The organism is Mesorhizobium sp. LSHC420B00 (genome assembly GCF_000503055.1).
GTDB lineage: Bacteria > Pseudomonadota > Alphaproteobacteria > Rhizobiales > Rhizobiaceae > Mesorhizobium.
In genome coordinates, this window is the sequence record NZ_AYVY01000012.1 from 1 (window position 1) to 23342 (window position 23342).

The 23342-nt window shown below is 62.4% G+C and carries 23 protein-coding genes, 2 tRNA genes and 2 pseudogenes; 13 read left to right on the top strand and 14 right to left on the bottom strand.

Annotated features, from left to right (window positions below):
- A pseudogene (locus X760_RS77995) lies at window positions 1–142 on the top strand (salicylate hydroxylase); the annotation flags it as partial.
- A gap of 193 nt (window positions 143–335) precedes the next feature.
- On the opposite strand, the gene X760_RS57360 reads toward X760_RS77995, so the two are convergent.
- Window positions 336–1007, bottom strand: coding sequence for a TIGR02117 family protein (locus X760_RS57360; protein ID WP_023719741.1), 672 nt, complete (start codon window positions 1005–1007; stop codon window positions 336–338).
- A 103-nt stretch (window positions 1008–1110) separates the two neighbouring features.
- On the opposite strand from X760_RS57360, the gene X760_RS57365 reads away from it, so the two are divergent.
- The 3 genes and pseudogenes from X760_RS57365 to X760_RS57375 all read left to right on the top strand — a co-directional run bounded on the left by X760_RS57365 (window position 1111) and on the right by X760_RS57375 (window position 3143).
- Window positions 1111–1374 carry a metal-sensing transcriptional repressor gene (locus X760_RS57365; RefSeq protein ID WP_023719742.1) on the top strand — a complete coding sequence of 88 codons (264 nt, stop codon included), beginning with the start codon at window positions 1111–1113 and terminating at the stop codon, window positions 1372–1374.
- A pseudogene (locus tag X760_RS57370) lies at window positions 1371–2333 on the top strand (cation diffusion facilitator family transporter); the annotation flags it as partial. The gene X760_RS57365 and the pseudogene X760_RS57370, both read left to right, overlap by 4 nt.
- 96 nt (window positions 2334–2429) lie before the next feature.
- Complete coding sequence (locus tag X760_RS57375) at window positions 2430–3143, top strand: sulfite exporter TauE/SafE family protein (protein ID WP_023719744.1); 714 nt, start codon at window positions 2430–2432, stop codon at window positions 3141–3143.
- 74 nt (window positions 3144–3217) lie between these two features.
- Here the strand turns inward: X760_RS57375 and X760_RS57380 are convergent, their stop codons facing one another.
- From X760_RS57380 to X760_RS57400, 5 genes are all read right to left on the bottom strand, one after another.
- Window positions 3218–5137 carry a DUF4396 domain-containing protein gene (locus X760_RS57380; protein ID WP_023719745.1) on the bottom strand — a complete coding sequence of 640 codons (1920 nt, stop codon included), beginning with the start codon at window positions 5135–5137 and terminating at the stop codon, window positions 3218–3220.
- Between the two features lie 257 nt (window positions 5138–5394).
- The gene (locus X760_RS57385) at window positions 5395–6198 is read right to left on the bottom strand and encodes an amino acid ABC transporter ATP-binding protein (RefSeq protein ID WP_023719746.1); all 804 of its coding nucleotides are present in this window, start codon (window positions 6196–6198) and stop codon (window positions 5395–5397) included.
- 15 nt (window positions 6199–6213) lie between these two features.
- On the bottom strand, window positions 6214–7371 hold the full coding sequence (locus X760_RS57390) for an amino acid ABC transporter permease (RefSeq protein WP_023719747.1): 1158 nt from the start codon (window positions 7369–7371) through the stop codon (window positions 6214–6216).
- Between the two features lie 4 nt (window positions 7372–7375).
- Window positions 7376–8563 (bottom strand): amino acid ABC transporter permease, encoded by a 1188-nt coding sequence (locus X760_RS57395; RefSeq protein ID WP_023719748.1) that lies wholly within the window; start codon window positions 8561–8563, stop codon window positions 7376–7378.
- An 80-nt stretch (window positions 8564–8643) separates the two neighbouring features.
- Window positions 8644–9672, bottom strand: coding sequence for an amino acid ABC transporter substrate-binding protein (locus X760_RS57400; RefSeq protein WP_023719749.1), 1029 nt, complete (start codon window positions 9670–9672; stop codon window positions 8644–8646).
- A gap of 436 nt (window positions 9673–10108) precedes the next feature.
- Between X760_RS57400 and X760_RS57405 the strand changes: the two genes are divergently transcribed.
- The 4 genes from X760_RS57405 to X760_RS57425 all read left to right on the top strand — a co-directional run bounded on the left by X760_RS57405 (window position 10109) and on the right by X760_RS57425 (window position 13157).
- Window positions 10109–11278 carry a cystathionine beta-lyase gene (locus X760_RS57405; protein ID WP_023719750.1) on the top strand — a complete coding sequence of 390 codons (1170 nt, stop codon included), beginning with the start codon at window positions 10109–10111 and terminating at the stop codon, window positions 11276–11278.
- Between the two features lie 252 nt (window positions 11279–11530).
- Window positions 11531–12202 carry an RNA polymerase sigma factor gene (locus X760_RS57415; protein ID WP_023719752.1) on the top strand — a complete coding sequence of 224 codons (672 nt, stop codon included), beginning with the start codon at window positions 11531–11533 and terminating at the stop codon, window positions 12200–12202.
- A 104-nt stretch (window positions 12203–12306) separates the two neighbouring features.
- Window positions 12307–12831 (top strand): DUF4142 domain-containing protein, encoded by a 525-nt coding sequence (locus X760_RS57420; protein ID WP_023719753.1) that lies wholly within the window; start codon window positions 12307–12309, stop codon window positions 12829–12831.
- Window positions 12832–12842: 11 nt separating this feature from the next.
- Entirely contained in the window at window positions 12843–13157 is a 315-nt protein-coding gene (locus X760_RS57425) for a cupredoxin family copper-binding protein (RefSeq protein WP_031194217.1), read from the top strand.
- Between the two features lie 108 nt (window positions 13158–13265).
- Here the strand turns inward: X760_RS57425 and X760_RS57430 are convergent, their stop codons facing one another.
- The 3 genes from X760_RS57430 to X760_RS57440 form a co-directional block, all read right to left on the bottom strand.
- Window positions 13266–14486, bottom strand: coding sequence for an anion transporter (locus tag X760_RS57430; RefSeq protein WP_023719755.1), 1221 nt, complete (start codon window positions 14484–14486; stop codon window positions 13266–13268).
- A gap of 60 nt (window positions 14487–14546) precedes the next feature.
- Window positions 14547–14623 (bottom strand) — tRNA-Arg (locus X760_RS57435).
- A gap of 55 nt (window positions 14624–14678) precedes the next feature.
- The gene (locus X760_RS57440; protein WP_023677641.1) at window positions 14679–14984 is read right to left on the bottom strand and encodes an ETC complex I subunit; all 306 of its coding nucleotides are present in this window, start codon (window positions 14982–14984) and stop codon (window positions 14679–14681) included.
- A 158-nt stretch (window positions 14985–15142) separates the two neighbouring features.
- Here X760_RS57440 and X760_RS57445 point away from each other — a divergent pair.
- Window positions 15143–15219: transfer RNA gene (locus X760_RS57445), tRNA-Pro, on the top strand.
- Between the two features lie 124 nt (window positions 15220–15343).
- Here the strand turns inward: X760_RS57445 and X760_RS57450 are convergent.
- A complete protein-coding gene (locus X760_RS57450) occupies window positions 15344–16171 on the bottom strand; it encodes an alpha/beta hydrolase (RefSeq protein WP_023719756.1) in 828 nt (275 codons plus the stop codon).
- A gap of 131 nt (window positions 16172–16302) precedes the next feature.
- Here X760_RS57450 and X760_RS57455 point away from each other — a divergent pair, with 131 nt between their 5' ends.
- Window positions 16303–17304, top strand: coding sequence for a GlxA family transcriptional regulator (locus X760_RS57455; protein ID WP_023719757.1), 1002 nt, complete (start codon window positions 16303–16305; stop codon window positions 17302–17304).
- A 206-nt stretch (window positions 17305–17510) separates the two neighbouring features.
- On the opposite strand, the gene hdaA is transcribed toward X760_RS57455, so the two are convergent.
- Genes hdaA through X760_RS57470 form a run of 3 tightly spaced genes read right to left on the bottom strand, consistent with a single transcriptional unit; the run spans window position 17511 to window position 19976 of the window.
- On the bottom strand, window positions 17511–18215 hold the full coding sequence (gene hdaA / locus X760_RS57460; RefSeq protein ID WP_023719758.1) for a DnaA regulatory inactivator HdaA: 705 nt from the start codon (window positions 18213–18215) through the stop codon (window positions 17511–17513).
- A gap of 5 nt (window positions 18216–18220) precedes the next feature.
- Window positions 18221–19447: an AI-2E family transporter gene (locus tag X760_RS57465; protein WP_023719759.1), complete on the bottom strand. Its 1227-nt coding sequence runs from the start codon at window positions 19445–19447 to the stop codon at window positions 18221–18223.
- Window positions 19419–19976 (bottom strand): CDP-alcohol phosphatidyltransferase family protein, encoded by a 558-nt coding sequence (locus X760_RS57470; protein WP_023719760.1) that lies wholly within the window; start codon window positions 19974–19976, stop codon window positions 19419–19421. The genes X760_RS57465 and X760_RS57470 overlap by 29 nt, the downstream gene beginning before the upstream one ends.
- Before the next feature lie 141 nt (window positions 19977–20117).
- Between X760_RS57470 and X760_RS57475 the strand changes: the two genes are divergently transcribed.
- Window positions 20118–20810: a hypothetical protein gene (locus tag X760_RS57475; RefSeq protein WP_023719761.1), complete on the top strand. Its 693-nt coding sequence runs from the start codon at window positions 20118–20120 to the stop codon at window positions 20808–20810.
- Between the two features lie 83 nt (window positions 20811–20893).
- Here the strand turns inward: X760_RS57475 and X760_RS76405 are convergent, their stop codons facing one another.
- The gene (locus tag X760_RS76405; protein WP_156948088.1) at window positions 20894–21400 is read right to left on the bottom strand and encodes a hypothetical protein; all 507 of its coding nucleotides are present in this window, start codon (window positions 21398–21400) and stop codon (window positions 20894–20896) included.
- Between the two features lie 65 nt (window positions 21401–21465).
- Here X760_RS76405 and purM point away from each other — a divergent pair, with 65 nt between their 5' ends.
- Complete coding sequence (gene purM, locus X760_RS57485) at window positions 21466–22530, top strand: phosphoribosylformylglycinamidine cyclo-ligase (RefSeq protein WP_023719763.1); 1065 nt, start codon at window positions 21466–21468, stop codon at window positions 22528–22530.
- A complete protein-coding gene (purN, locus tag X760_RS57490) occupies window positions 22527–23234 on the top strand; it encodes a phosphoribosylglycinamide formyltransferase (protein ID WP_023719764.1) in 708 nt (235 codons plus the stop codon). Before purM ends, purN begins: the two co-directional genes overlap by 4 nt.
- The last annotated feature ends 108 nt before the right edge of the window (window positions 23235–23342 follow it).

Consider the following 23342-nt stretch of genomic DNA (forward strand, 5'->3'; position numbering starts at 1 on the left):
CGTCGCCCAGGTCGCCCGCCGCGGCGCGGTCAACCGCCTCGCCTGGCACGCGGCCGGGCCGGTGGCGATGGCCCGCAACCTGTTCCTGGCGATGCGCTCACCCGAAAAGCTCGCCGCCGATCTTGATTGGCTTTATGGCTAGCGGGCGCGCGAGTCTGGGGATCGGCGATAAAAAGCTCGATAGGCCGGCGGGACAGCGCCCCCCTCTGTCCTGCCGGACATCTCCCCACAAGGAGGGAGATTGGCAGTTTCGGCGCCTTGCTAGGTCCTGCAACGTTAGAGATTGGCGAAAGGAGGGCTCGAAGGATCGCGGCGTTGATCAGCCGGAACCCTCTTCAATTGTGAAGCCGCATCGACAGGCCGAGCGAGGCTGGCAGCGGGTTCCACCAGCCGGTGCGCAGCCCGGCCGTGCGCAGTGCCGCCGCCGTCCAGGTGTTGCAGCCGATCAGCGCGTTGAAATGGCCATTGGCTTCGAAGAAACGATCGAAGCGGGAATAGGCCGCATTCTCGATCGGAATGGCCCCGTTCGGCCCACGCTGGAAGCTTGCCGCAATGTAATCGAGCAGCGCCGCAAAGCGTTCGTCGCCGATGTCGAAGCCGGCGACGTCGGGATGCGGCTCGGCGATGTCGCCGGAAATGTCGACATGCATCACCGAGGCATCGACGGTCAGCGCCTTCATCACTGGCATCGGCTTCAGCTCCGACAAGGTCGGCGTCTCCAGATAGAAGGCGCGGCCGCCCCAGCCGAAGACGATGTAGCGGACCTCCGCCATGTCGGCAGGAATGCCGGCATCGACCAGGAAATGGAAGCGCCGGCGCATATCGTCGTCGACCGGGATGGCGATGTCGGTGTGGATCGGATTTTGCAGCACCAAGATGCGGTGGCTTGCGCCGATCGGATCGGCAACTGCCGCCGGCCAGAGCGGGCGCGGCAGCAGCGTGCCCAGCGCTGCGGCAAGCACTGTTGCAACGACCAGCAGGCCAAGAAAACGGGCAAGCTTCTTCATGGGAAAGGCTTAGAGCAAGCCATGCTCAAGGTGAAGCGTCTCTGGAGTTGCACGGCTGACAAAGCGCTTGACGCGTATCCTCCCCGGGAGGATATGCTCAAGCATGTCAGATCACCTCCACGCCTCGCATCCTTCCATCATAAAGCGCCTGAAGCGCGCGCAAGGTCACCTTGCGGCGGTGCTGGCCATGATCGAGGCGCATCGCCCTTGCGTTGATCTGGCGCAGCAGCTTCATGCCGTCGAAAGGGCCATCAGCAGCGCCAAGCGCGAGCTGATCAACGATCACATCGAGCATTGCCTCACGGACAGCGTGGAAACCGGCGGCAACTCGCTGGCGGAACTCAAGCAGCTGGCGAAGTATCTATGAATGCCATCGTAGCCCGCATTCTGGACTGGCTCGGGTTCGGCTCGCACGCCGCACATCATCACGGCGATCACGGTTCGCACGGTCACACCCACGGCGTCATCGATGCGACAATTGCTACCACCGACCGGGGCATCTGGGCAATCAAATGGTCGTTCGTAATCCTGGCCATCACCGCGGCGTTGCAGATGGTCGTGGTTGTGCTGTCGGGAAGCGTGGCATTGCTGGCCGACACGATCCATAACATCGGCGATGCGACAACGGCGATCCCGCTATGGATTGCGTTCGTGCTGGCGCGGCGCAAGCCGTCGCGAACCTTTACCTATGGCTTGGGCCGGGTCGAGGATCTGGCCGGCATCATCATCGTGCTCATCATCCTGTTCAGCGCTGTTGTCGCCGCCGATCAAGCCATCGACAGGCTGATCAATCCACAAATTGTGACACACCTCGGCTGGCTGACGGCGGCGGGCATTGTCGGCTTCCTCGGCAACGAGGCGGTTGCCGTGTTCCGTATCCGCGTCGGCCGCGAAATCAACAGCGCGGCACTCATTGCCGACGGCTACCACGCCCGCACCGACGGACTTACCAGCCTTGCCGTGGTCATCGGAGCCATCGGCGTCTGGCTCGGCTTTTCCTTGGCCGACCCGATCGTCGGCCTGCTGATCACGATTGCGATCTTCGGTATCGTGTGGCAATCGGCCCGTTCGGTGCTGACCCGCATGCTGGACGGAATCGAACCCGGTGTGATGGATGAAATCCGACATGCCGCCGAGCATGTTGCGGGCGCCCATATTGTCGATGCTAAGGCGCGCTGGGTCGGTCATAGATTGCACGCCGACATCGCAATTGCCGCGGACGAAACCTTACCGCTGTCGGCGGCGAACAAGATCGCGGCAGCGCTGAAAGACGAACTGTCCCAGCATATGCCAGCCCTGGCTGAGGCGAATGTCCGGTTTTCAACGGAACGTGGAGAGAACGACCATCCGCACCCTCACGAGCACACGCATGACCACGGCCACATGCACTGACGCTCGCCGATTTTCTGCTAGTCTCGTCCGATGTTCCAGACGCTCGTCGAATTTCAGCGCACGATCTATCTGACGCTCGGCGAGCAGATCAAGCTGCTTGCGGCCGGAGGCAATTGGCTGGCATTCATGGCCTTCCTGCCGATGGGCGTCGTGTTCGGGGCTGCCCATGCGCTGACGCCGGGTCATAGCAAGGCGGTCCTGGCGACCTATCTTGCCGGTTCGGATGCGAAGGTCTCGCGCGGCCTGCTCGTGTCTATCACGCTATCGTTCACGCATGTGACGATTGCCGTTCTGATTGCGGCTCTCTCGCTGCCACTGGTCTCCATAGCATTGGGCAGCGTTGGCCGCGCTCCGCTTCTGGAGCATATCAGTCGTGGGCTGCTCGGCCTCATTGGCGTCTGGATGCTCTGGCGCGCTTTGAGCCACAGCCATCACCACAGGCACGAAGGCGAGGCTGTCGGCGTGATGGCAGGCCTGATCCCCTGCCCGCTGACGCTTTTCGCGATGACTTTCGCGATCTCCAGGGGTGTTCCGGCAGCGGGCGTCCTGTTTGCCATCACCATGATGGTCGGCGTGGCGCTGACGCTGTCCTGCGTCGCGGTATTGTCGATCGTGTTTCGGGAACGGCTTGTACAGTTTTTCGCGCGCCAGCCACGGCTGTTCGAAACCATCTCCCGGGCCATCGAGGGCGCTGCCGGTCTCGCCCTTGCCGGCGTCGCTGTCTGGCAGATCACATCAGCTTAAGAGAAAACATGGTTTCAGCCACTGCATGGCGTCCGGGCCGGTGCAGCGGTTGGAACGAGCCAAGCCGACGCCGGTCATGTCACATCGATCACGACCATCAGCCCGCCGCCGCCCTTCTCCTCGACATTGTTGTTCGTGGTGTGATGCGGGATGTGGCAATGGATCAGCCATTTGCCCGGACGCTGTGCCTTCCAGATCACGTCATAGCGCTGACCTGGCCCGACGTTGACTGTATCGGCAAGGAAACGACCCGAGGCAGGGATCGTCTCGCCGTCGCGGGCAACGACCTCGAACGGTCCGCCATGGATGTGCATCGGATGGATGAAGCCGTTGTTGGTGCCGATGAACCGCACCTTGAGCGTCTCGCCGACCTTCATCGGAATCGTCTCGGTCGAGGGATAGGCCTTGCCGTTGATGGTGAAGAAATTCGGCATGCCGCCGTCCATCGGCATCGACGGGTAGGTCAGCCCTTCCCGCACCAGCCATTCCTGAAGCTCGATGACGTAATCATGGTCGGCCGCGACCTCATCGGCGGGATTGGCGGGATCGATGATCAGCGCACCGTAGAGGCCGAGCGCCTGGGTCCGGTCCGGCTTGGCATGGGGGTGGTAGAAATAGGTTCCGTGCTGGGTTGCGGTGAACTCGTATGAATAGGATTGCCCGGGCTCGATCGGCGCCTGGGTGATTTCGGCTGGCCCATCCATCTGGTTCGGCAGGATCAGGCCATGCCAATGCACCGTCGTTTCCTCAGGCAGGCCGTTGGTGACGTTGATCCTGATCCGGTCGCCCTGGCGAATGTGAATTCGCGGGCCGGGAATCTGGCCATTATAGGCATAAGCGTCGACCGCAACGTCCGGCAGGATCTGCCAGCGGACCACCGAAGGCCTGAGCTCGAACACTTTGACGCCGTTCTCCATTCGAAACGGCAGGTCCTGGTCGCCCTTTGCCGGCAGACCATAAGAGGCGGTCACGAGGCGCGGATCGGTGGCGGCCATGTCGCGCATTGCGTCGGCGGGCGTGTCGCGATCCATGATCATGCCTTGCGGCATGATCACCCCGCCGACATCGCGCGCCGACAAGGTTAGGTTCAGCCAGTTCGCCGGCGCGATCATGCCGATGGCGAGGGCCAGCAGGGAGACCATGCTGAGGGCGGCGACTTGCGGGGTCGTGGCATCCGTCTCCATGTGATGACCGGCGCCGCCTTTGCCTTTGTGGGAAGCCATATCGTGGTGCTGCCCGTGATGGCCGCTGGCGTCGGCCTGCTGCATTTGCATCTGCGCGTGTTGCCCTTGGTGGGGCTGCTCCCGACCGTCGGTGCCGGCCGCCTGTTGGCGCTGTGTCATCAGCCCATGTTTCAAGCCGCGGGCGACCAGCCAGACATTGGCCGGGTAGGCAAGCGCAAAGCCGGCGATGACGCCGATCGACATCACGCCCCAGAACAAAAGCTCCGTCGGTTCCATCGCGCGCATGTCGCGGCCCATCATCAGAAAACTCATGACCGGCGCCATGCCGGCCATCATGAAGTTCATGGAGATGAACTCGGGCAGAAAGCTCTTGCGCACATTCTCCCAATAGGTGCCGCCCATCATCGATTTCATGAACAGCGACTGGAAGATGAACAGGCCGAAGGCAAAGCCGGCGAGATATTCGACGATCAGGTCGATCCACATCGGCAGGCCGAGCGCCGCCGTGACGGCGGCGGCAAGAATGATGCCGGTGGCATCGCCGGCGACGCAGTGGATGGTGGAGCCGACGCCCTGCTTCCAGAGCGGCCGGGTAAAGAGTTCATGCTCGCCCGGCCGGGGCTCCTTGTCGGCTAGCACGTAGAGCAGCAAGCCGAGCGGACCCATATAGAGGGTAACCAGGATGAATCCCCATTTCATCACCACCGGCTCGGGATTGTTGCGATATTGATCGAAGCCGACATAAAGCGTCGAAGCCAGCGCCAGTGCGAACCAGACGACGAGAAAATAATCGATCGGTTGGATGAGCATCGGGATGAACCTTGACCTGCCGCCGCACGCGCCAACGCGGCTCGTTATACAACTCCCAATGGCAATGAACGCAGCCGGCGCGCTTATGATCCGTGCCGGCCTTAGCTACCAGGTTGCAAGGTGACCACTCGAGCGGCCTGAAGCACGCTTGCTATCTTCTCGCGCCGCGCACGGTCAGCGCTCGTCGAATACGCGTAAGGCCCTGAGCAACGCAGCGAGCCCGGTCCGCCGGTCTTGTTCCGAACCGGCGTACAGGATCAGTGCAGGATCTGCGACAGGAACAGTTTCGTGCGTTCGTGGCGCGGGTGGTCGAAGAACTCGGCCGGCGTGTTCTGCTCGACGATCTGGCCTTGGTCCATGAAGATCACCCGGTTGGCGACTTTGCGCGCAAAGCCCATTTCATGGGTGACGCAGAGCATGGTCATGCCTTCCTCGGCCAGCCCGACCATCGTCTCCAGCACTTCCTTGATCATTTCCGGGTCGAGCGCCGAGGTCGGCTCGTCGAACAGCATGATACGCGGGTTCATGCACAGCGAGCGGGCGATCGCCACGCGCTGTTGCTGGCCGCCGGAAAGCTGGCCGGGATATTTGTTGGCCTGTTCCGGGATCTTGACGCGCGTGAGGAAATGCATGGCGATTTCCTCGGCCTGCTTCCGCGGCATCTTGCGCACCCAGATCGGCGCCAGCGTGCAATTCTCGAGGATGGTCAGATGCGGAAACAGGTTGAAGTGCTGGAACACCATGCCGACTTCGCGGCGCACCTCGTCGATCTTCTTCAGATCGTTGGTCAGTTCCTTGCCGTCGACTATGATCTTGCCCTTCTGGTGTTCCTCCAGCCGGTTGATGCAGCGGATCATCGTCGATTTGCCGGAGCCCGACGGGCCGCAGATGACGATCCGCTCGCCGCGCATCACCTTTAGATTGATGTCCTTCAGGACATGGAATTCGCCGTACCATTTGTGCATGGCGATGATGTCGATGGCGACATCGGTGGTGGAAATATGCATCTTGGCGGCATTGACCTTGATCTCTTCCGCGCTGACGGCGTTTTCTATGACCATGACAAGGTCCCCTTTTTAGCGTTTGTGGCCGGTGTCGAGACGGCGTTCCGTGTACATTGAATAGCGCGACATGCCGAAGCAGAACAGCCAGAAGATGAAGGCCGCGAACACCAGGCCGGACCTGGCCGTCTGCGGCGTTGCCCAGCTGGCGTCGGAGAAGTTCTGCTTGACGATGCCGAGGAGGTCGAACATCGAGATGACGATGACCAGGCTGGTGTCCTTGAACATGCCGATGAAGGTGTTGACGATGCCGGGAATGACCAGCTTCAGCGCCTGCGGCATGACGACCAGACCCATCTTCTGCCAGTAGCTGAGGCCGAGCGAATCGGCGCCCTCATACTGGCCTTTGGGGATCGCCTGCAGGCCGCCGCGCACCACTTCGGCCATGTAGGCGGCGGCAAACAGCGACACGCCGATCAGCGCGCGCAGGAACTTGTCGAAGCTGACGCCGGCCGGCAGGAACAGCGGTAGCATCACGCTGGCAAAGAACAGCACCGTAATCAGCGGGATGCCGCGTACCGTCTCGATGAAGATCACGCACAGCAGCTTGACGATCGGCATGTTCGAGCGCCGGCCGAGCGCCAGCACGATGCCGACCGGCAGCGACACAGCGATGCCCACGAAGGACAGGCTGAGTGTCACCAGCAGTCCACCCCAAAGCGGGGTTTCGACATAGGGCAGGCCGAACATGCCGCCGAGCAGCAGAACGAAGGCGACGACCGGCAGCGCAAAAAAGAGAAGAATGGCATTCAGCCCCTTGCGCGGTACGCGCGGAATGAGCAGCGGCACCAGCAGCGCCACGAACAGGATGGCGACCAGGATCGGGCGCCAACGCTCTTCCAGGGGATAGCGGCCGAACATGAACTGGCCGAACTTGGCGTTGACGAAGGCCCAGCAGGCGCCGGTCCAGCCGTCCGGCTGGATGCCGCCCTGCGCCACGGTGGCGCAGACCGTGCGATCCGGTCCCGTCCACTGGGCGTTGATGAAAGCCCAATTGACGATCTGCGGCAGGATCATGGCAACCAGCACGATGCCGATGATGGTCAGGATGGTGTCGCCGGTCGACGCGATCAGATTCTTGCGGACCCAGGCGCCGAGGCCGCGCTCGCTCGACGGCGCCGCCTGCGCCAGCGCCATCTCCGTCCGCACCCAGGACATATCGTGCTCTTGCATGGCCTTATCTCTCCACCAGCGCCATCCTGGCGTTCACCACGTTCATGACCGCCGACGTGATCAGGCTGAGCGCCAGGTACACCGCCATCATGATCACCACGCCTTCGACTGCCTGCCCGGTCTGGTTCAAGACCGTGCCAGCCGTCGCCGTCAGGTCCGGATAGCCGATGGCGATGGCGAGCGAGGAATTCTTGGTCAGGTTGAGGTACTGGCTGGTCAGCGGCGGAATAACGATGCGCATCGCCTGCGGCACGACGACAAGCCTGAGGATCGATCCCGAACGCAGCCCGAGTGCAGCGGCCGCCTCGGTCTGGCCTGCGCTGACGCCCCTGATGCCGGCGCGCACGATCTCGGCGATAAAGGCGGCCGTATAGCAGGACAACGCCAGATAGAGTGACAGGAACTCGGGCCTGACCTGAAAGCCACCGACGAGATTGAAGGTCGACTGCTTTGGAAATTCAAAGCTCAGCGGAAAGCCGCTCAGCGCGTAGGCCAGCAGCGGCAGGCCGACGATCAACGCTATGGATGTCCAGAACACCGGGAATGGCTGCCCCGTCGCCATCTGCCGCTGTCGCGCCTTGCGGGCGACGAACCAGGCCATGGCGATGCCGAGGAGCAGTGCGACCAGGATCAGCCAGGATCCCTCGCCCCACATAGCGCGGGGAAAATAGAAGCCGCGCTGGTTGAGAAAGGAGCCGAACGGCAAATTGATGCTGTCGCGCGGCGGCGGCAGCACGGCGAGCACGCCGGAATACCAGAAGAAGATGACCAGCAGCGGTGGGATGTTGCGGAACACCTCGACATAAACGGTGCAGATCTTCCTGATCAGCCAGTTATGCGACAGCCGGCCTATGCCGACGATGAAACCGATGATGGTGGCGGTGATGATGCCGACGACAGCAACGATCACGGTGTTGATAAAGCCAACCAGGATGGCACGGAAATAGGTCGAATCCGATGAATAAGCGATGGCGCTTTCGCTGATGTCGAAGCCGGCGCGGCCCTTGAGAAAGCCGAAGCCGGAAGCGATGTGCAGCCGCGTCAAATTGGCGATGACGTTGTGGGTGACCCACCAGACACCCGCTACCAGCAGGACGAGGACCAGTGCTTGAAAGAATATGCCGCGGACGCGAGGATCATTGATGAAGGAACCGCGGCTTGGCTCCTCGCGAAGAATTTCCTGCGATGCCATTAAACCACCACCCTTCTGGCGACCATCCCCTGGAAAGAGAAACCGGAAGGCAGGAAGCTGCCTTCCGGATCACATTTCGATCAGCGGATCGGCGGAGCGTATTGCAGGCCACCCTTGGTCCACAACGCGTTGATGCCGCGCGCGATCTTCAGCGGGCTGCCCGAACCGACATTGCGTTCGAACATTTCGCCGTAGTTGCCAACTGCTTTGACGATGTTGACGACCCAGTCGTTGGAGACGCCGAGATCGGTGCCGATCTTGGTGTCGGCTTCCTGGCCGAGCACGCGCTTGATCTCAGGATTGTCCGAGTTCTTCATCTCGTCGACATTAGCCTGGGTGATGCCCAGTTCCTCGGCCTGCAACAGCGCAAAGTAGGTCCACTTGACGATGTGGTACCACTGGTCGTCACCCTGGCGCACGGCCGGGCCGAGCGGTTCCTTGGAGATGATCTCGGGCAGCACGACATGGTCGGCCGGCGCGCTGAGCGTCAGGCGGATGCCGTAGAGACCCGACTGGTCGGTGGTGTAGACGTCGCAGCGGCCGGCGTCATAGGCGGCGTTGACCTCATCCAGCTTTTCGAAGACGACGGGGTTGTATTCCATCTTGTTCGCCTTGAAGTAGTCGGCGAGATTGAGCTCGGTCGTGGTGCCGCTCTGCACGCAGACCGCCGCGCCCGAAAGCTGCAGCGCCGAATTGACGCCCGGCAGTTTCTTGGCGTTGATCATGAAGCCCTGACCGTCATAATAGGTGACGCCGACGAAGTTCAGGCCAAGTGCCGTATCGCGGTTGATGGTCCAGGTGGTGTTGCGCGACAGGATGTCGACCTCGCCCGACTGCAGCGCGGTGAACCGCTCCTTGGCGCTGAGCGGCGTGAATTTGACTTTGGTGCCATCGCCGAAGACGGCGGCCGCCACGGCGCGGCAGAAATCCACATCGATGCCTTTCCATTCACCCTTGTCGTCCGGCGCCGCGAAGCCAGCAAGACCTGTGTTGGTGCCGCACTGGATGAAGCCTTTCGCCTTGACGTCGTCGAGCGTGCTCGCGGATGCGGCCGAAGCCGCGAATCCAAACGCGGCGGCGCCCAAAACGCCGATTGCAATGTGTTTCATGACCCACAGACCCTTTTCTGTTTTTTCCAGGCGAACCTGACTTTTTCCCGTGTGAACGCAGCTTCGTATCCCGGCCCATTACCGGAATCCCGCATCGTAACCGACGCGCTGTCTCCCATTCACGAACAACATCGAAGGCGATTATTCCTGTGAGGTCAAGGGAAATGACCAAATCCGAAAGACTTTGAAAACCAACTGGCTGAAATGCCTGAATCGCAGACAAACGCGCCCGCAAATCGGTCAACGCGCCGATAAAGCCGGCAAAATCCGATCGCGCCTTCCCGACCGCGACTTCCCGACCGCGCCGGGCGCCCTGCGGATCTACGGCGCATTGCTGAATTGGCATATTCAAGACCTTTGCCTGGCGAGTGCGGTGCGGTTGCGCGGCCAATGCCGCCGCACTATGGCTAACGACCTACTCACGGGACGAAATGCAATGGCAAAAGACGGCAGCGAGATGGGCATCAACACGCGGCTCGCCCATTCCGGCAACAACCCGCATGACTATTTCGGCTTCGTCAACCCGCCGGTGGTGCATGCCTCGACCGTGCTTTATCCCAACGCGGCGGCGATGGCTTCACGCAGCCAGAAATACACCTACGGAACGCGGGGCACGCCGACCACCGATGCGCTGAACAGCGCGATCGATGCGCTGGAAGGCTCTGCGGGCACGGTCGCGGTTCCATCGGGCCTGGCGGCGGTGACGCTGCCGCTGCTCGCCTTCCTGTCGGCCGGCGATCATCTGCTGATCGTCGATTCCGTCTATCACCCGACCCGCAATTTCGCCGACACGATGCTGAAGCGGCTGGGCATCGAGGTCGAGTATTACGAACCGCGCATCGGCGCCGGCATCGCGGCGCTGATCAAGCCCAACACCAGGGTGGTGTTCACCGAATCGCCGGCCTCCAACACTTTCGAGGTGCAGGACATACCGGCCATCGCCAAGGCAGCGCATGCCGCCGGCGCCATCGTCATGATGGACAACACATGGGCGACGCCGCTCTACTTCCGCCCGCTCGACCATGGCGTCGACATCTCGATCCATGCGGCGACGAAATACCCGGCCGGCCATTCCGACGTGCTGCTCGGCACGGTCTCGGCCAACGCAGCCTGCTGGAAGCAGCTTTGCGAGACGTTCAACACGATGGGATGCTGCGCCGGGCCGGATGACGTCTACCAGGTGCTGCGCGGCCTGCGCACAATGGGCGTGCGGCTGGAGCACCATCAAAAGAGCGCGCTTGCCCTCGCCGGCTGGCTGGAGGGCCAGCCGGGCGTGGCGCAGGTGCTGCATCCGGGGCTGCCCAGCCATCCCGACCACGTTTTGTGGAAGCGCGATTTTTGCGGATCGAGCGGCATCTTCTCTATCGTCCTTGCAGGCGGCGGACAGAAGCAGCAGCACGCCTTCCTCGACGCGTTGAAGTTTTTTGGCCTCGGCTATTCCTGGGGCGGCTATGAGAGCCTTGCCGTGCCGGTACTCCTGGGCGACCGTACCGTCGCCAAGGGCCCGTATGACGGACCGCTGGTGCGCCTGCAGATCGGGCTCGAGGATGTCGAGGATTTGAAGGCCGACCTGGCGCGCGGGCTGGCGGCGGCCGCAGAGGCCTGAGCCAGCACCTTGCCAGACTGAGTCAGGAATCGGCGTAACAGCCTGGAAACACTGCGATCCTGAGCGGTGTCATGGCGACCGATCAGCCGATGAAGCGGCGTCTACAAAATAGAGACGCCGGCGTGGCGGAAGCGATAGAATAGCTTCTGCCGGCGCTTGATGCGGATCGAGGCTGGCCGGCGGATCGGTCGGGAACCTTTTGTCGGCCGATGCATCCAATATCCCGATGAGAAGCCTATCAGGAGATCGCCAATGCCGGCTGTGTTGACGGCAACGTCCGCCGCTTCCGGCGACATGCAGCTTGTCGGCCGCGCGCTGGCACGCGATGGCGATGCATTCCGCACCATCATCAAGACGCACAACCAGAGGCTCTACCGCATCGCCCGCGGCGTTGTGCGCAACGACAGCGAGGCCGAGGACATCGTCCAGGAGGCCTATGTCAGGGCGTTTGCCCACCTCGAGGCCTTTCGTGGCGATGCCTCGCTCGCCACGTGGCTGTCGCGTATCGTCATCAACGAAGCGCTCGGCCGCTTGCGCAAAAGGCGGCGAATGGTGGCGATACCTGAAAATCCGCAAGCCGAAATCATCCGGTTTCCCCTCAACCCGAGCGACGATCCGGAGCGGACGATGGCGCAACGGCAGATCCTTGAGCTTGTCGAACGGGCAACCGACAGTCTTCCCGATGTCTACCGGCTGGTGTTCGTGGCGCGAGTCATCGAGGGGCTGAGCATCGAGGAGACCGGCGAACTGCTTGGCGTGCGACCAGAAACCATCAAGACCCGGCTGCACCGCGCTCGTGCGCTGGTACGCAAGGCGCTGGACGACCAGATCGGCCCGGTGCTGCTCGACGCGTTTCCGTTCGCGGGCCGGCGCTGTGAACGGCTGACCAATGCCGTGATGCAGCGGCTTGGTCTTTCCGGATAGGTCGCGTCGATTTTCGCGGGAACGTTTTCCGGCGACCTGCATCCAATGAGCATCACTGAAAACGAAGCCCGATGCAGCTCGGCGTCGGGGCGAAGGAGAGCATCATGTTTATTCGATCGACCACGGCACTGGCCGCATTTTTCCTGCTTAGCGCAGCGCCCTTGTCGCAAGCTGCCGACAAGCCGACCGATCCGCAGATCGCACATATCGCCTACACAGCGGGCGTGCTTGACGTCGAGGCGGCCAAGCAGGCGCTGCAGAAATCGAAAAACAAAGAGGTCGTAGATTTCGCCAAGGACATGGTGCGGGATCACGAGGCCGTCAACAAACAGGCTCTCGACCTGGTCAAGAAGCTCAAGGTCACGCCTGAGGACAATCCGACCAGCAAAGCGCTGACCAAGGCGGCGGCCGAGGAACGTGCCAAGCTTGCCAAGCTCAAGGGCGCGGCGTTCGACAAGGCCTATGTCGCCAGCGAGGTGGCCTACCACAAGCAGGTCAATGGCGCGCTCGAAACTCTGCTGATCCCGTCGGCCGGCAATGCCGAGCTGAAGAGCCTGCTGGAAACCGGCCTGAAAATATTCCAGGGCCACGAACAGCACGCCGAACACGTCGCCGGTATGCTGAAGTGAGGATCGGGCCAATGGTGTCGAGGCGGCATCTGTGGGTTGCGCTGGCGCTGACCATCGGCGCCGCACCTGCCAAGGCCGAAACCATTGAGGTGACGATCGACAAGGTTGTGTTTTCGCCGGCAAAGATCGAGGCGAAGGTCGGCGACACGATCAAGTGGGTGAACAAGGACGTGTTCGCCCACACGGCAACCGTCAACGGCGGCTGGGAAGTGATGATCCCGCCGAAGCAGGCAGCAAGCCTGATGGTGAAGAAGGCCGAATCGGTCGATTATTTCTGCCGCTTCCATCCCAATATGAAGGGCCATGTGACGGTCACATCGCCCTGACTGGCTAATGCATGTCGCGCAAAAGTGTGCAGCGGTTTTGCGATAACGCCATGCATTAAACAAGAGCCTAAAGCGCGTCGCATGAGGCCGGTCGAACGCGACGCGCTTTTAGGCCGCCAGCCATGCCGTCCCGACAAGAAGCGTGACCAGCGTCAATGGCAGGCCAACCTTGAAGAAGGCGATGAAGCCCAGCGGCTTGCCGGAGACCCGCGCGTGCTCGGCAACGATCAGATTGGCGACCGAGCCGAGCAGCGTGAAATTGCCGGCCAGGGTCGAGCTCATGGCGACGACCAGCCAGGCACGCTCTGGATTCTCCAGGCCGGGTATGAACGGCCGCAGCGCCAGCACGGCCGGGACGTTGCTCATGATGTTGGACAGCACTGCGGTGAAGCCGGACAGCCGCCAGACATCATTCAGCCCAAGGTCCTTTGCCGAAGCGACGATGTCGGGCGTAAGCAGCGTCTTCTCCGCCCCGGCGACGACGATGAAAAGCCCGGCGAACATGAACAGCAGCGGCCCATCGATCTCGCGATAGATGCGCTCAGGCTTGATGGCGCGGGTCAGCAACAGGATCGCGCCGCCGATCAGCGCAGCTTTGGCAACGGGAACGCCGGCAAAGAAAGCGACCGCCAAACCGATACAGACCACCACCGCCTTCAGCACTTGCCCCGGCAGCATGCGACCGCGATAGACTTCGGGGCTAAGCTCGGCCTTGCGCGAAAATTCGGCGCGGTAGACGATGCGGATGATGACGATGACGGCGACGAGGCCGAACAGGGCCACCGGCGCAAGCGCCGCCGAGAAGGCCGGATAGGAAATCCCCGACAGGGCGCCGATGACCATGTTCTGCGGATTGCCGGTGATGGTGGCGACACTGCCGCAATTAGATGCAGTGGCGGTGGCGATCAGATAGGGAACCGGGTTGCGGTTGATGACGCGGGTGACATGGACGACGATCGGCGCCATGACCAGGCAGATGGCGTCGTTGACCAGGAATGCCGACAGGACGCCGGTCAACAGCGTCACCATCACCAGCAGCATGAATGGCGCATGCGCATGCTCAATGGCGAACCCGCCGAGCGCGCGAAAAGCGCCGGACACTTTCAGATGCGCCACGACGATCATCATGCCGAGCAAAAGCGTGATGGTGTCGAAGCTGATGGCGCGGTAGGCGTCCTCCATGCTGAGCGCGCCGATGGCGATCATCGCCGCACCGCCGAGCAGCGCGATGCCTGCCCGGTCGAGGCGCAGCCCTGGTATCCTGCCGATTGCGACGCCGGCATAGGTCAGGACAAGGATCAGCAGTGCCGCCGCGCCCATCGCTGTCATGTTTCGGAAATCCTGTTCGCGACTGGCGAGTGAACCTGTCCGGAATGGACCTGAATTGTTTGGCGATCCCGACAGGATTCGAACCTGTGACCATCGGCTTAGAAGGCCGGTGCTCTATCCAGCTGAGCTACGGGACCGCTGGCCGGCCGCATGACCGGCTGATTGTTGGGCGCCGGCAGGGCCGGCATAGGATCAATGCGTCCAGGGCGTCCTGCGGTCATAGCGGAAATTCTCCGCATAGGAAATCTGGCGGCGTTTGATTTCCTTCGGCTCCTCGACGCGGAAAGCCAGCCCTTCCTTCTCGGCATAGGCGACCGCCTCTTCCCTGGTGTCGAAGGTCAGCCTGATCTGGCTTCGCATGTCGCCGGACGTGGTGTAGCCCATCAGCGGATCGATCTTCTTGCGCTGCTCCGGATCGAATTCCAGCACCCAGTAGCCGGTCTTGGCCTTGCCGGACTGCATCGCGGTTTTGGCTGGGCTGAAAATGCGGGCTGACATGACCACCTCATTGCTGGTTGCAAGCACATGACCCGAGACCAGATTACTGTTCTCTGGCCATGCACTAGCTCGTCATTACTGCGCAATGCCGCCGGCAGCAAGGCCGATGGCTTTTTAGCTTGCTTTGGCGGGCCGAAATCACTAGGCAACAGACCGTTCGGAGTGTAGCGCAGCCTGGTAGCGCATCTGGTTTGGGACCAGAGGGTCGGGAGTTCGAATCTCTCCACTCCGACCATTCATCAAGCAAATCTCGTCGGCAGGGCAAGCGGATCACGCTCGAGCGTGTCTCCTGTCGCCGGTCATGCTTAAGCGACGGACGGACAGCACGAGCCTGCGCTGCCCGTCCGATATGCGAGCCGTCAGCCCTGGATGAAGGCCAGCAGATCCGGATTGATGATCTCCGGATGGGTGGTGCACATGCCGTGCGGCAGGCCCTTGTAGACCTTGAGCGTGCCATGCTTCACCAGCTTGGCCGCAAGCAGCGCGGAATCGGCGATCGGCACGATCTGGTCGTCGTCGCCATGCATGATCAGGACGGGAACCTCGATCTTTTTGAGGTCGTCGGTGAAATCGGTCTCCGAGAATGCCTTGATGCAGTCGTAATGGGCCTTGGCTCCGCCCATCATGCCCTGGCGCCACCAATTGTCGACGGCGCCTTGCGAGATCTTGGCGCCCTCGCGGTTGAAGCCATAGAACGGGCCGGCCGGCACATCCCTGTAGAACTGGGCGCGGTTAGCGGCCAGAGCCGCGCGAAAGCCGTCGAAGACTTCGATCGGCAAGCCGCCGGGGTTGCTGTCGGTCTTGACCATAATCGGCGGCACGGCGCCAATCAGCACCGCCTTGGCAACACGGCCGCCGCCGCCATAAAGCGCGACGTAACGCGCCACCTCGCCGCCACCTGTCGAGTGGCCGATGTGGATCGCATCCCTGAGATCGAGATGCGCCGCCAGCGCCGCGACGTCGGCAGCGTAGGTATCCATGTCGTTGCCGGTCGCGGTCTGCGACGAGCGGCCGTGCCCGCGGCGGTCATGGGCGATGACGCGGTAGCCCTTTTCGAGGAAGAACAGCATCTGGTTGTCCCAGTCGTCTGAGCTCAGCGGCCAGCCGTGATGGAACACGATCGGCTGGCCCTTGCCCCAATCCTTGTAGAAAACCTCGGTGCCGTCATGGGTGGTGAATGTGCTCATCGTCCTACTCCTTGATGGAAAAGTTGGCGGGTAACAGGGAAGCTTTTAGCCCCCTTCAGCTGGACAAATTATAACAGTGCGGTCAGGGTGAGCATTGGCAAAACGGACATTCAACGTGGCAAAACTGACAAATGACGGCTGCGCGTGATCTGATCGAAATCGGCCTTGTCTTGTATCCCGGCGTGCAGGAAGCAGCCGTGCTCGGCCTGACCGATCTTTTCATGCTGGCAAACCGGCTGGCTGTCGAGCGGTCGCCGGAGGCGGCGACGCTTCGCGTCAGCCATTGGCGGCTGCAGGAGGCGAGCCCAACGGTTATCCGCACCTTCGACAGCGGGTCCGGTGCTGGCCATGGACCTGCCATGGTCATCTTGCCCCCGACCCTAGGTGATCCGATTCCGCGCGAGGCGGCAGCACCCTATGCCGGGTGGCTCAGGGACCGCCACATGGCAGGGGCGACGCTCGGTTCGGTCTGCGCCGGCGCCTTCGTGCTTGCCGAGACCGGCCTGTTGTCCGGCCGTGCGGCGACGACGCACTGGGCCTATCGCGACGCGCTGGCGCTACGCTTTCCAGACATCCTGCTCGACGCCGACAGGCTGGTCATCGACGATGGCGATATCATCACCGCCGGCGGCTACATGGCCTGGACCGACCTTGGCCTCAAGCTGGTGGACAGGGTGCTCGGGTCAGCCGTCATGATGGACACGGCCCGTTTCATGCTGGTCGATCCGCCGGGCCGCGAGCAACGTTTTTACAGCCCGTTTGCGCCGCGACTGACCCATGGCGACGAAGCGATCCTCAAGGTGCAGCACTGGCTGCAGGCGAACGGCGCGCGTGACGTGACGCTTGGCGCCATGGCCGAGCATGCCGGACTGGAGGAGCGGACTTTCCTACGCAGGTTCCGCAACGCCACCGGCCTCAAGCCGACCGAATATTGTCAGCACCTGCGGGTCGGCAAGGCGCGCGAGATGCTGGAAACCACGATGCGATCGATCGACCAGATCGCCTGGGAGGTCGGCTATGACGATCCCGGCTCGTTCCGCAAAGTATTCGCCAGGATAACCGGATTGGTGCCCGGCGACTATCGCAAGCGCTTTGGCACGGAACGAGCTGTGATTGTGGGTGGAGAGAGCTGAGGCCCGGCCGCCGCGCAATGGCGCTATCGATTCGATGCTGCCAAAGGCAAGCTCGCCGGGAAGAGAACCCCAACCACCCCATCTCCCGGCGAGCCTACTTACCTGATTGATACGCAATCAGGACCGGGATCAGCCGGCAAGCTCCTTGCTGCAAGACGGATGCCAGCTTTTGTTCCCGAAATGGGACAGTGGCTGAACTGGAATCGTCAAATCTCGAACTCGCCCTGCCCTTCATCCATGGCGCTGACCGTCTCGGCTGCGAGCGCTCGCGTTATCGGCGTCTTGCGCTCGAGCGCGGTGCGGTCGAGCCGTTCGACCACCCGCATGGCGGTGGCCAGCGAGCGTTCGATGCGGCGCACCAGGTATTGCACGACATGCGGCTCGACCTCGACCTGGCGGTCGGCGAACAGTTTTGTGATGACGCCGGCCAGCAAGAGATCGTCGGGCTCGTGGATCTCGACGGTAGCCGCCGCCTTGAGCCGCGAGGCCAGGTCGGGCAGCCTGACGCCCCAGGCGGAGGGAAAGCGGCGCGCCGTCAACAGTAAGGTCGAGCCGGCGCCGCGCACCGCATTGATCAGGTGGAACAGGCCGTGCTCGTCGACCGGGCCGGCGTCGACATCGTCGATCAGGGCCGGATGCGCGCCGAGATTTTCGATACAGTCGCCGATGCGGGCGGCCTCCACTTTCACCGCGTCGGCGCGGGTCCGCCAGATCGAGGCCAGATGGGTTTTTCCCGAGCCGGCCGGCCCAGCCAGCACGACAACCGGCGACGGCCAGTCCGGCCAGCGGTCGACAAGCGCCGCGGCCTGGCTGTTGGTGGCGGAGACGACGAGCTCGTCACGCGAATAGCCGGTGCCGTGGCCTAGATCGAGCGGCAATTGGCGCGGCGGATCGATCTTGTTGTCCGGCATCTGGCTCAACCGCGCGCGCCCCCGCGGCGCCGAACCGGCAGCGGCGGCACCGGCTCGTCGGCATGGCCCTTGTAGAGCGGCGATTCGAGATAGCGCGCGATGGCGAAACGCACCAGAACGGCAACGGCGGCGGAAGCCGGAACGGCGATCAGCAGGCCGACGAAGCCGAACAGCGCGCCGAAGGCAAACAGCGCAAACATCAGCCATACCGGATGCAGGCCGACGCTTTTGCCGACTAACCGCGGCTGCAGGATGTTGCCCTCGATGAACTGGCCGACGAAGAACACGCCTGCCACTGCCGCGATCATGGTCCAGTCCGGCCAGAACTGGACGAAGGCAACGCCGACAGCCAGCACCAGCCCGGTCAGCGAGCCGACATAGGGGATGAACGAGATCAGCCCGGCGAACAGGCCGATGAGGATGCCGAAATTCAGGCCCGTCAGCGTCAGGCCGGTGGCATACATGGCGCCGAGCACCAGGCAGAGCGTACCCTGGCCGCGCACGAAGCCGGCGGTCGCGGTGTTGATGTCCCTGGCGATCGCCCGGACCGTCTTGACATAGTCGCGCGGCACCCAGCCGTCGACGATTGCCACCATGCGGTCCCAGTCGAGCAGCATGTAGAAGGCGACGACCGGCGTCACCACGAACAGGCTGACAACCGAGACCAGCGCCACGCCGGAGCTCCAGATCGAGGTGAAGACCGTAGTCAGGAGACCGAAGCCGGAGGTCAGCAGCGAGTTCAGCCCTTCGCGCAGGCCATTGGCGTCGACGCCGAATTTCTCTTCCAGCCATTTCGGGTCGAAACTGGTGATCAGGCTCTGCAGCCGGGTCAGATAGTCCGGCAGCTTGCTGGCGAAATCAGCCATCTGCGAGGCGAGCACCGGAACCAGGATGACGACGGCCAGCACCAGGACGACGATAAAGGCGATGAGGATGACCACCGTCGCCATCAGCCTGGACAGGCCGAGACGCTCCAGCCGGTCGGCGACAGGGTCGAGGAAATAGGCGAGCACCATGCCGGCGACGAAGGGCAGAAGGATGCCGCTGAAGACATAGAGGAAGACGGCGAGGATGATGGCGCTGACCAGCCAGAAGCGGATCTGGCGGCGAAACGACGCCGATGCCGCAGCCTCCGCTGCCGCGGCTTCGGCCTCGGCGTCGATCGACCGTTCGTCGGGTCCCTGGTGTTCAGGTGCCCCGCGTTCAGGTGCCGGGTGTGGAGCCTTCGCCATAGCCGCTCATATGCCTCAGCCAAGCCACGAGATAGGCCGCGGCCGAAGCCACGGTCAAGACCCCGGACAGCAATATGAGGGCCGGCCTCAGCGGATCGAGACGGATGTCAAAGGCGAGTTCGCCCAACACCACTGCCGCCAGCACGATCTGGATCGCGGTGTTGGCCTTCGACACCAGGAGCGGCTTCATCTCAACCGGATGCGCCATGACGGTGGACAAAAGCACGGCGCAGACGATCAGCGCGTCGCGCGACACCATGGTGATGACCAGCCATAGCGGCAACTCGCCGCTGATGCCCATGACCACGAAGACGGAGACCAGCAGCAGCTTGTCGGCCATCGGGTCGAGATAGGCGCCGAGCCTGGAAAACTGATTGAAATGGCGGGCGATGAAGCCGTCGACGCCGTCGGAAATGCCGGCAATGAGGAAGCCGGCAAAGGCCCAGTCCCAGCGTTCCTGCAGCATGGCCAGCACCACGGCCGGCACCAGCACGAAGCGCATGATCGTGATCATGTTGGGGATGGTCAAACGCATTATCCCGTCGCTCTTGTTTGTCGATACATGATGGAGATGGAGGGTCACGGCAAGTGAGAAGCGACAAAAGTTGGGCCGTGCACGGGTTTGTCGAGAGCGCACTGGCCGCGAAGCTATTTTGGAACAAGCGGCGCAGTGGCTGGACTCTTCGGCAACCATCAAGGCACCATGGCGCAACAAAGAGGGAGTGGAACCTTGTCTTTGGCCGTTGGCGAAGCGCGTAAGTATCTCGATACGTTCATGATGGGACATGGCTTTCGCCGCATCCGGAAAGGCGTCTTCGAAGTCGACCGGAGCGACGATATTAGCCTGATTCTCGAAGAAGCCTTTACTGCAAGCTCTGGCGATGTTCATGTGAACATGCTCGTTTACCTGGACTTTCTTACCGTCAGGCCGTTGCTTGAAAGGCTGTACGGCAAAAAATGGATCTGGCCCGGACTGTCGCAGTTTCATCCCGAAACGATATTTAACAATGAGCTGAAAGCTTATGGTCGTTACTTCGAGAACCTTGACCAGACGAGCATAGATAGGTTGCTGGGGAAATATGTCGAGCTGGCGCGACGGATCAGGGCTCAGAATCCGGACCTCGCCAGTTACGTCGCCGGACATAGCGAGCTGCTCGACAAACCTTACGAATTCACACAGCCCTTCGCCGTTCGGATCCTCGCGCTGATTGCCTGCGAAATCGAACTTGGGCACTACGAGCGGGTGAGGCAGGCTGTGCACTGGATTCGAACGAACAATAGCGGAATAGCGCTGAGCGGCTACGCCAAGGCACAACTCGACCGCGTCGACATGGTTCTGGCGGAACGAGAGGGACGTCCATAAGGGCGGCAGCTTGGGCGACTGTCCACTCTTTTGTCGAGCCAAGACAGTCTGATCCCGCCGTCATCCTTGCGAGGTGCGGCCGTTCATGCGAAGAGCCCGGGAAAGCAATAGCTTATTTTCCCTACTGCTGAATGACGATGGCGCAGAGAATCACAATCGCTTGGCGAGTAACGCTTTGCTATCTGGCCGGACTGACAGAAAGTCTGCTGGCTTTCGCATCTTTCGGAGCCCCGCACCGCAACATAGCGACGCAAGATCTTCTGTGGGCCTTCGCTCTTGAGCTGGCCGTGGGCGTGGTCGTCTCTTGGCCCCTCTGGCTGACGGCTGCGGTCGTGGCGTTTCTGTTCGCGAGGTCGGTCGTTGCAAATCCAGGTCTGTGGGCTGCCGCGGCGGCTTTGGTCGCCGCCGGCTTCTCGTATGGAATCCTGCCCTTCGACGGTGAAATCAGGTCTCTTGCCACCGTCGGTGGCCTCGCCGCAATTCTGGCGGGGATTTCTTTTTACTGTTGGAGTATATCGCGCCCGGTTCCGCCGGTATCCAACTGAAAACACCATCATCGCGCGCTTGCCTTGCGGGGCAAAACCGTTCATGCGAAGAGCCCGCAAGCGAATGAAACCAGCGACAGGCAAGCGCAACAGATGAGCAGGCGCCGGAAATGAGCAAGCGCAAGAACGGGCTCACCTATGCCGAAGCGGGCGTCGACATCGATGCCGGCAATCTCATGGTCGAGAAGATCAAGCCGCTGGTGCGTGCGACCCGCCGGCCGGGCGCCGATGGCGAGATCGGCGGCTTCGGCGGCCTGTTCGACCTAAAGGCCGCCGGCTTCACCGATCCGGTGCTGGTCGCCGCCAATGACGGCGTCGGCACCAAGCTGAAGATCGCCATCGACGCCGGCAAGCACGATACGATCGGCATCGACCTCGTCGCCATGTGCGTCAACGACATCGTCGTGCAAGGCGCCGAGCCGCTGTTCTTCCTCGACTATTTCGCCACCGGCAAGCTCGATCCCGACCAGGGTGCTTCGATCGTCGGTGGTATCGCCGCCGGCTGCCGGCAGGCCGGCTGCGCGCTGATCGGTGGCGAGACGGCGGAAATGCCGGGCATGTATCACGACAAGGACTACGACCTTGCCGGCTTTGCAGTTGGTGCCGCCGAACGCGGCCAGCTGTTGCCGACCGACGACATCGTCGAGGGCGACGTGCTGCTCGGCCTTGCCTCGTCGGGCCTGCATTCGAACGGCTTTTCGCTGGTCCGCCGCATCGTCGCGATAAGCGGCCTTGGCTGGGGCGATCCGGCGCCGTTCAATGACGAGGCGACACTGGCCGAGGCGCTGCTCGAGCCGACGCGCATCTACGTCAAGTCGATCCTCAAGGCGATCCGCAACACGCATGGCATCAAGGCGCTGGCCCATATCACCGGCGGCGGCTTTCCCGAAAACATCCCGCGCGTTCTGCCCAAGGATTTTTCGGCCGAGCTCGATCTCGGCGCCATCGAGGTGCCACCGGTGTTTTCGTGGCTGGCCAAGACCGGCGGCGTCGCGCCGGAAGAGATGATGCGCACCTTCAATTGCGGCATCGGCATGATCCTGGTCGTCGCCTCCGGTCAGGCGGCGCAGGTCGCCGCCGTTCTGCAGGAGGCCGGCGAGACGGTGACGCCGATCGGCCAGATCGTGCCGCGCCGCGATGCCGGCGTCATCTATCGGGGCTCGATCGGCCTATGACCAGAAAACGCACCGTAGTGCTTATTTCGGGGCGCGGCTCCAACATGACGGCGCTGATCGCGGCCGCCGGCAGCCCGGCCTATCCGGCCGAGATCGTCGGCGTCATCTCCGATCGCGCCAATGCCGCCGGCCTCGGCATCGCCGCGGCTCGCGGCATCGCCACCAAGGTGATTTCGCGCTCCGATTATGCCAGCAAGGAAGCGCATGACGGGGCGATCGATGCGGCCCTCTTGTCGTTCGGCGCCGAAATCGTCGCGCTGGCCGGCTATATGCGCATCCTCGGCGCGCGTTTCGTCGAGAAGTGGCAGGGCCGGATGGTCAATATCCACCCTGCCCTGCTGCCTGCCTTCAAGGGGCTGGATACGCACGCGCGAGCCATCCGCGCAGGCATGCGCATCCATGGCTGCACAGTGCATTTCGTCACGCTCGACATGGATGACGGGCCGATCATCGCCCAGGCCGCAGTGCCGGTGATGGTCGGCGACAATGAGGACACGCTGGCCGCGCGCGTGCTCAAGGCCGAGCACCAGCTCTATCCGCTGGCGCTGGGCCTGGTCGCCGAAGGCAAGGCGCGGATGGAAGGCGGCCGCACGGTGTTTTCGCGCTTCGCCGACGATGCCGACAACGCCACGTCGGTGGTGATCGCGCCCGACCCGCTGCGTGAAGAGACCGATCTTGAGCACCTGGCGCGGATAACGCCGTGATTGCTTTTCAATCGGCTGGGTCGTGAACCCCACAAATTAGCCGTGCGGTGGGCTGCGAAAGCCTGCTGTGTCTCGATAGCGGCCAGATTTTCGGCAGCACAGCGCAAG

Excerpts from the sequence above, each read along its gene's own strand:
- X760_RS57390 (WP_023719747.1), bottom strand. The coding sequence starts at position 7,371 with ATGCAAGAGCACGATATGTCCTGGGTGCGGACGGAGATGGCGCTGGCG.
- X760_RS57365 (WP_023719742.1), top strand. The coding sequence starts at position 1,111 with ATGTCAGATCACCTCCACGCCTCGCATCCTTCCATCATAAAGCGCCTG.
- X760_RS57440 (WP_023677641.1), bottom strand. The coding sequence starts at position 14,984 with ATGTCAGCCCGCATTTTCAGCCCAGCCAAAACCGCGATGCAGTCCGGC.
- hdaA (WP_023719758.1), bottom strand. The coding sequence starts at position 18,215 with ATGCCGGACAACAAGATCGATCCGCCGCGCCAATTGCCGCTCGATCTA.
- X760_RS57425 (WP_031194217.1), top strand. The coding sequence starts at position 12,843 with ATGGTGTCGAGGCGGCATCTGTGGGTTGCGCTGGCGCTGACCATCGGC.
- X760_RS76405 (WP_156948088.1), bottom strand. The coding sequence starts at position 21,400 with ATGAACGGTTTTGCCCCGCAAGGCAAGCGCGCGATGATGGTGTTTTCA.
- X760_RS57465 (WP_023719759.1), bottom strand. The coding sequence starts at position 19,447 with ATGGCGAAGGCTCCACACCCGGCACCTGAACGCGGGGCACCTGAACAC.
- X760_RS57360 (WP_023719741.1), bottom strand. The coding sequence starts at position 1,007 with ATGAAGAAGCTTGCCCGTTTTCTTGGCCTGCTGGTCGTTGCAACAGTG.
- X760_RS57380 (WP_023719745.1), bottom strand. The coding sequence starts at position 5,137 with ATGCTCATCCAACCGATCGATTATTTTCTCGTCGTCTGGTTCGCACTG.
- X760_RS57450 (WP_023719756.1), bottom strand. The coding sequence starts at position 16,171 with ATGAGCACATTCACCACCCATGACGGCACCGAGGTTTTCTACAAGGAT.
- X760_RS57375 (WP_023719744.1), top strand. The coding sequence starts at position 2,430 with ATGTTCCAGACGCTCGTCGAATTTCAGCGCACGATCTATCTGACGCTC.
- X760_RS57430 (WP_023719755.1), bottom strand. The coding sequence starts at position 14,486 with ATGACAGCGATGGGCGCGGCGGCACTGCTGATCCTTGTCCTGACCTAT.
- X760_RS57415 (WP_023719752.1), top strand. The coding sequence starts at position 11,531 with ATGCCGGCTGTGTTGACGGCAACGTCCGCCGCTTCCGGCGACATGCAG.
- purN (WP_023719764.1), top strand. The coding sequence starts at position 22,527 with ATGACCAGAAAACGCACCGTAGTGCTTATTTCGGGGCGCGGCTCCAAC.
- X760_RS57420 (WP_023719753.1), top strand. The coding sequence starts at position 12,307 with ATGTTTATTCGATCGACCACGGCACTGGCCGCATTTTTCCTGCTTAGC.
- X760_RS57405 (WP_023719750.1), top strand. The coding sequence starts at position 10,109 with ATGGCAAAAGACGGCAGCGAGATGGGCATCAACACGCGGCTCGCCCAT.
- X760_RS57455 (WP_023719757.1), top strand. The coding sequence starts at position 16,303 with ATGACGGCTGCGCGTGATCTGATCGAAATCGGCCTTGTCTTGTATCCC.
- purM (WP_023719763.1), top strand. The coding sequence starts at position 21,466 with ATGAGCAAGCGCAAGAACGGGCTCACCTATGCCGAAGCGGGCGTCGAC.
- X760_RS57395 (WP_023719748.1), bottom strand. The coding sequence starts at position 8,563 with ATGGCATCGCAGGAAATTCTTCGCGAGGAGCCAAGCCGCGGTTCCTTC.
- X760_RS57400 (WP_023719749.1), bottom strand. The coding sequence starts at position 9,672 with ATGAAACACATTGCAATCGGCGTTTTGGGCGCCGCCGCGTTTGGATTC.
- X760_RS57385 (WP_023719746.1), bottom strand. The coding sequence starts at position 6,198 with ATGGTCATAGAAAACGCCGTCAGCGCGGAAGAGATCAAGGTCAATGCC.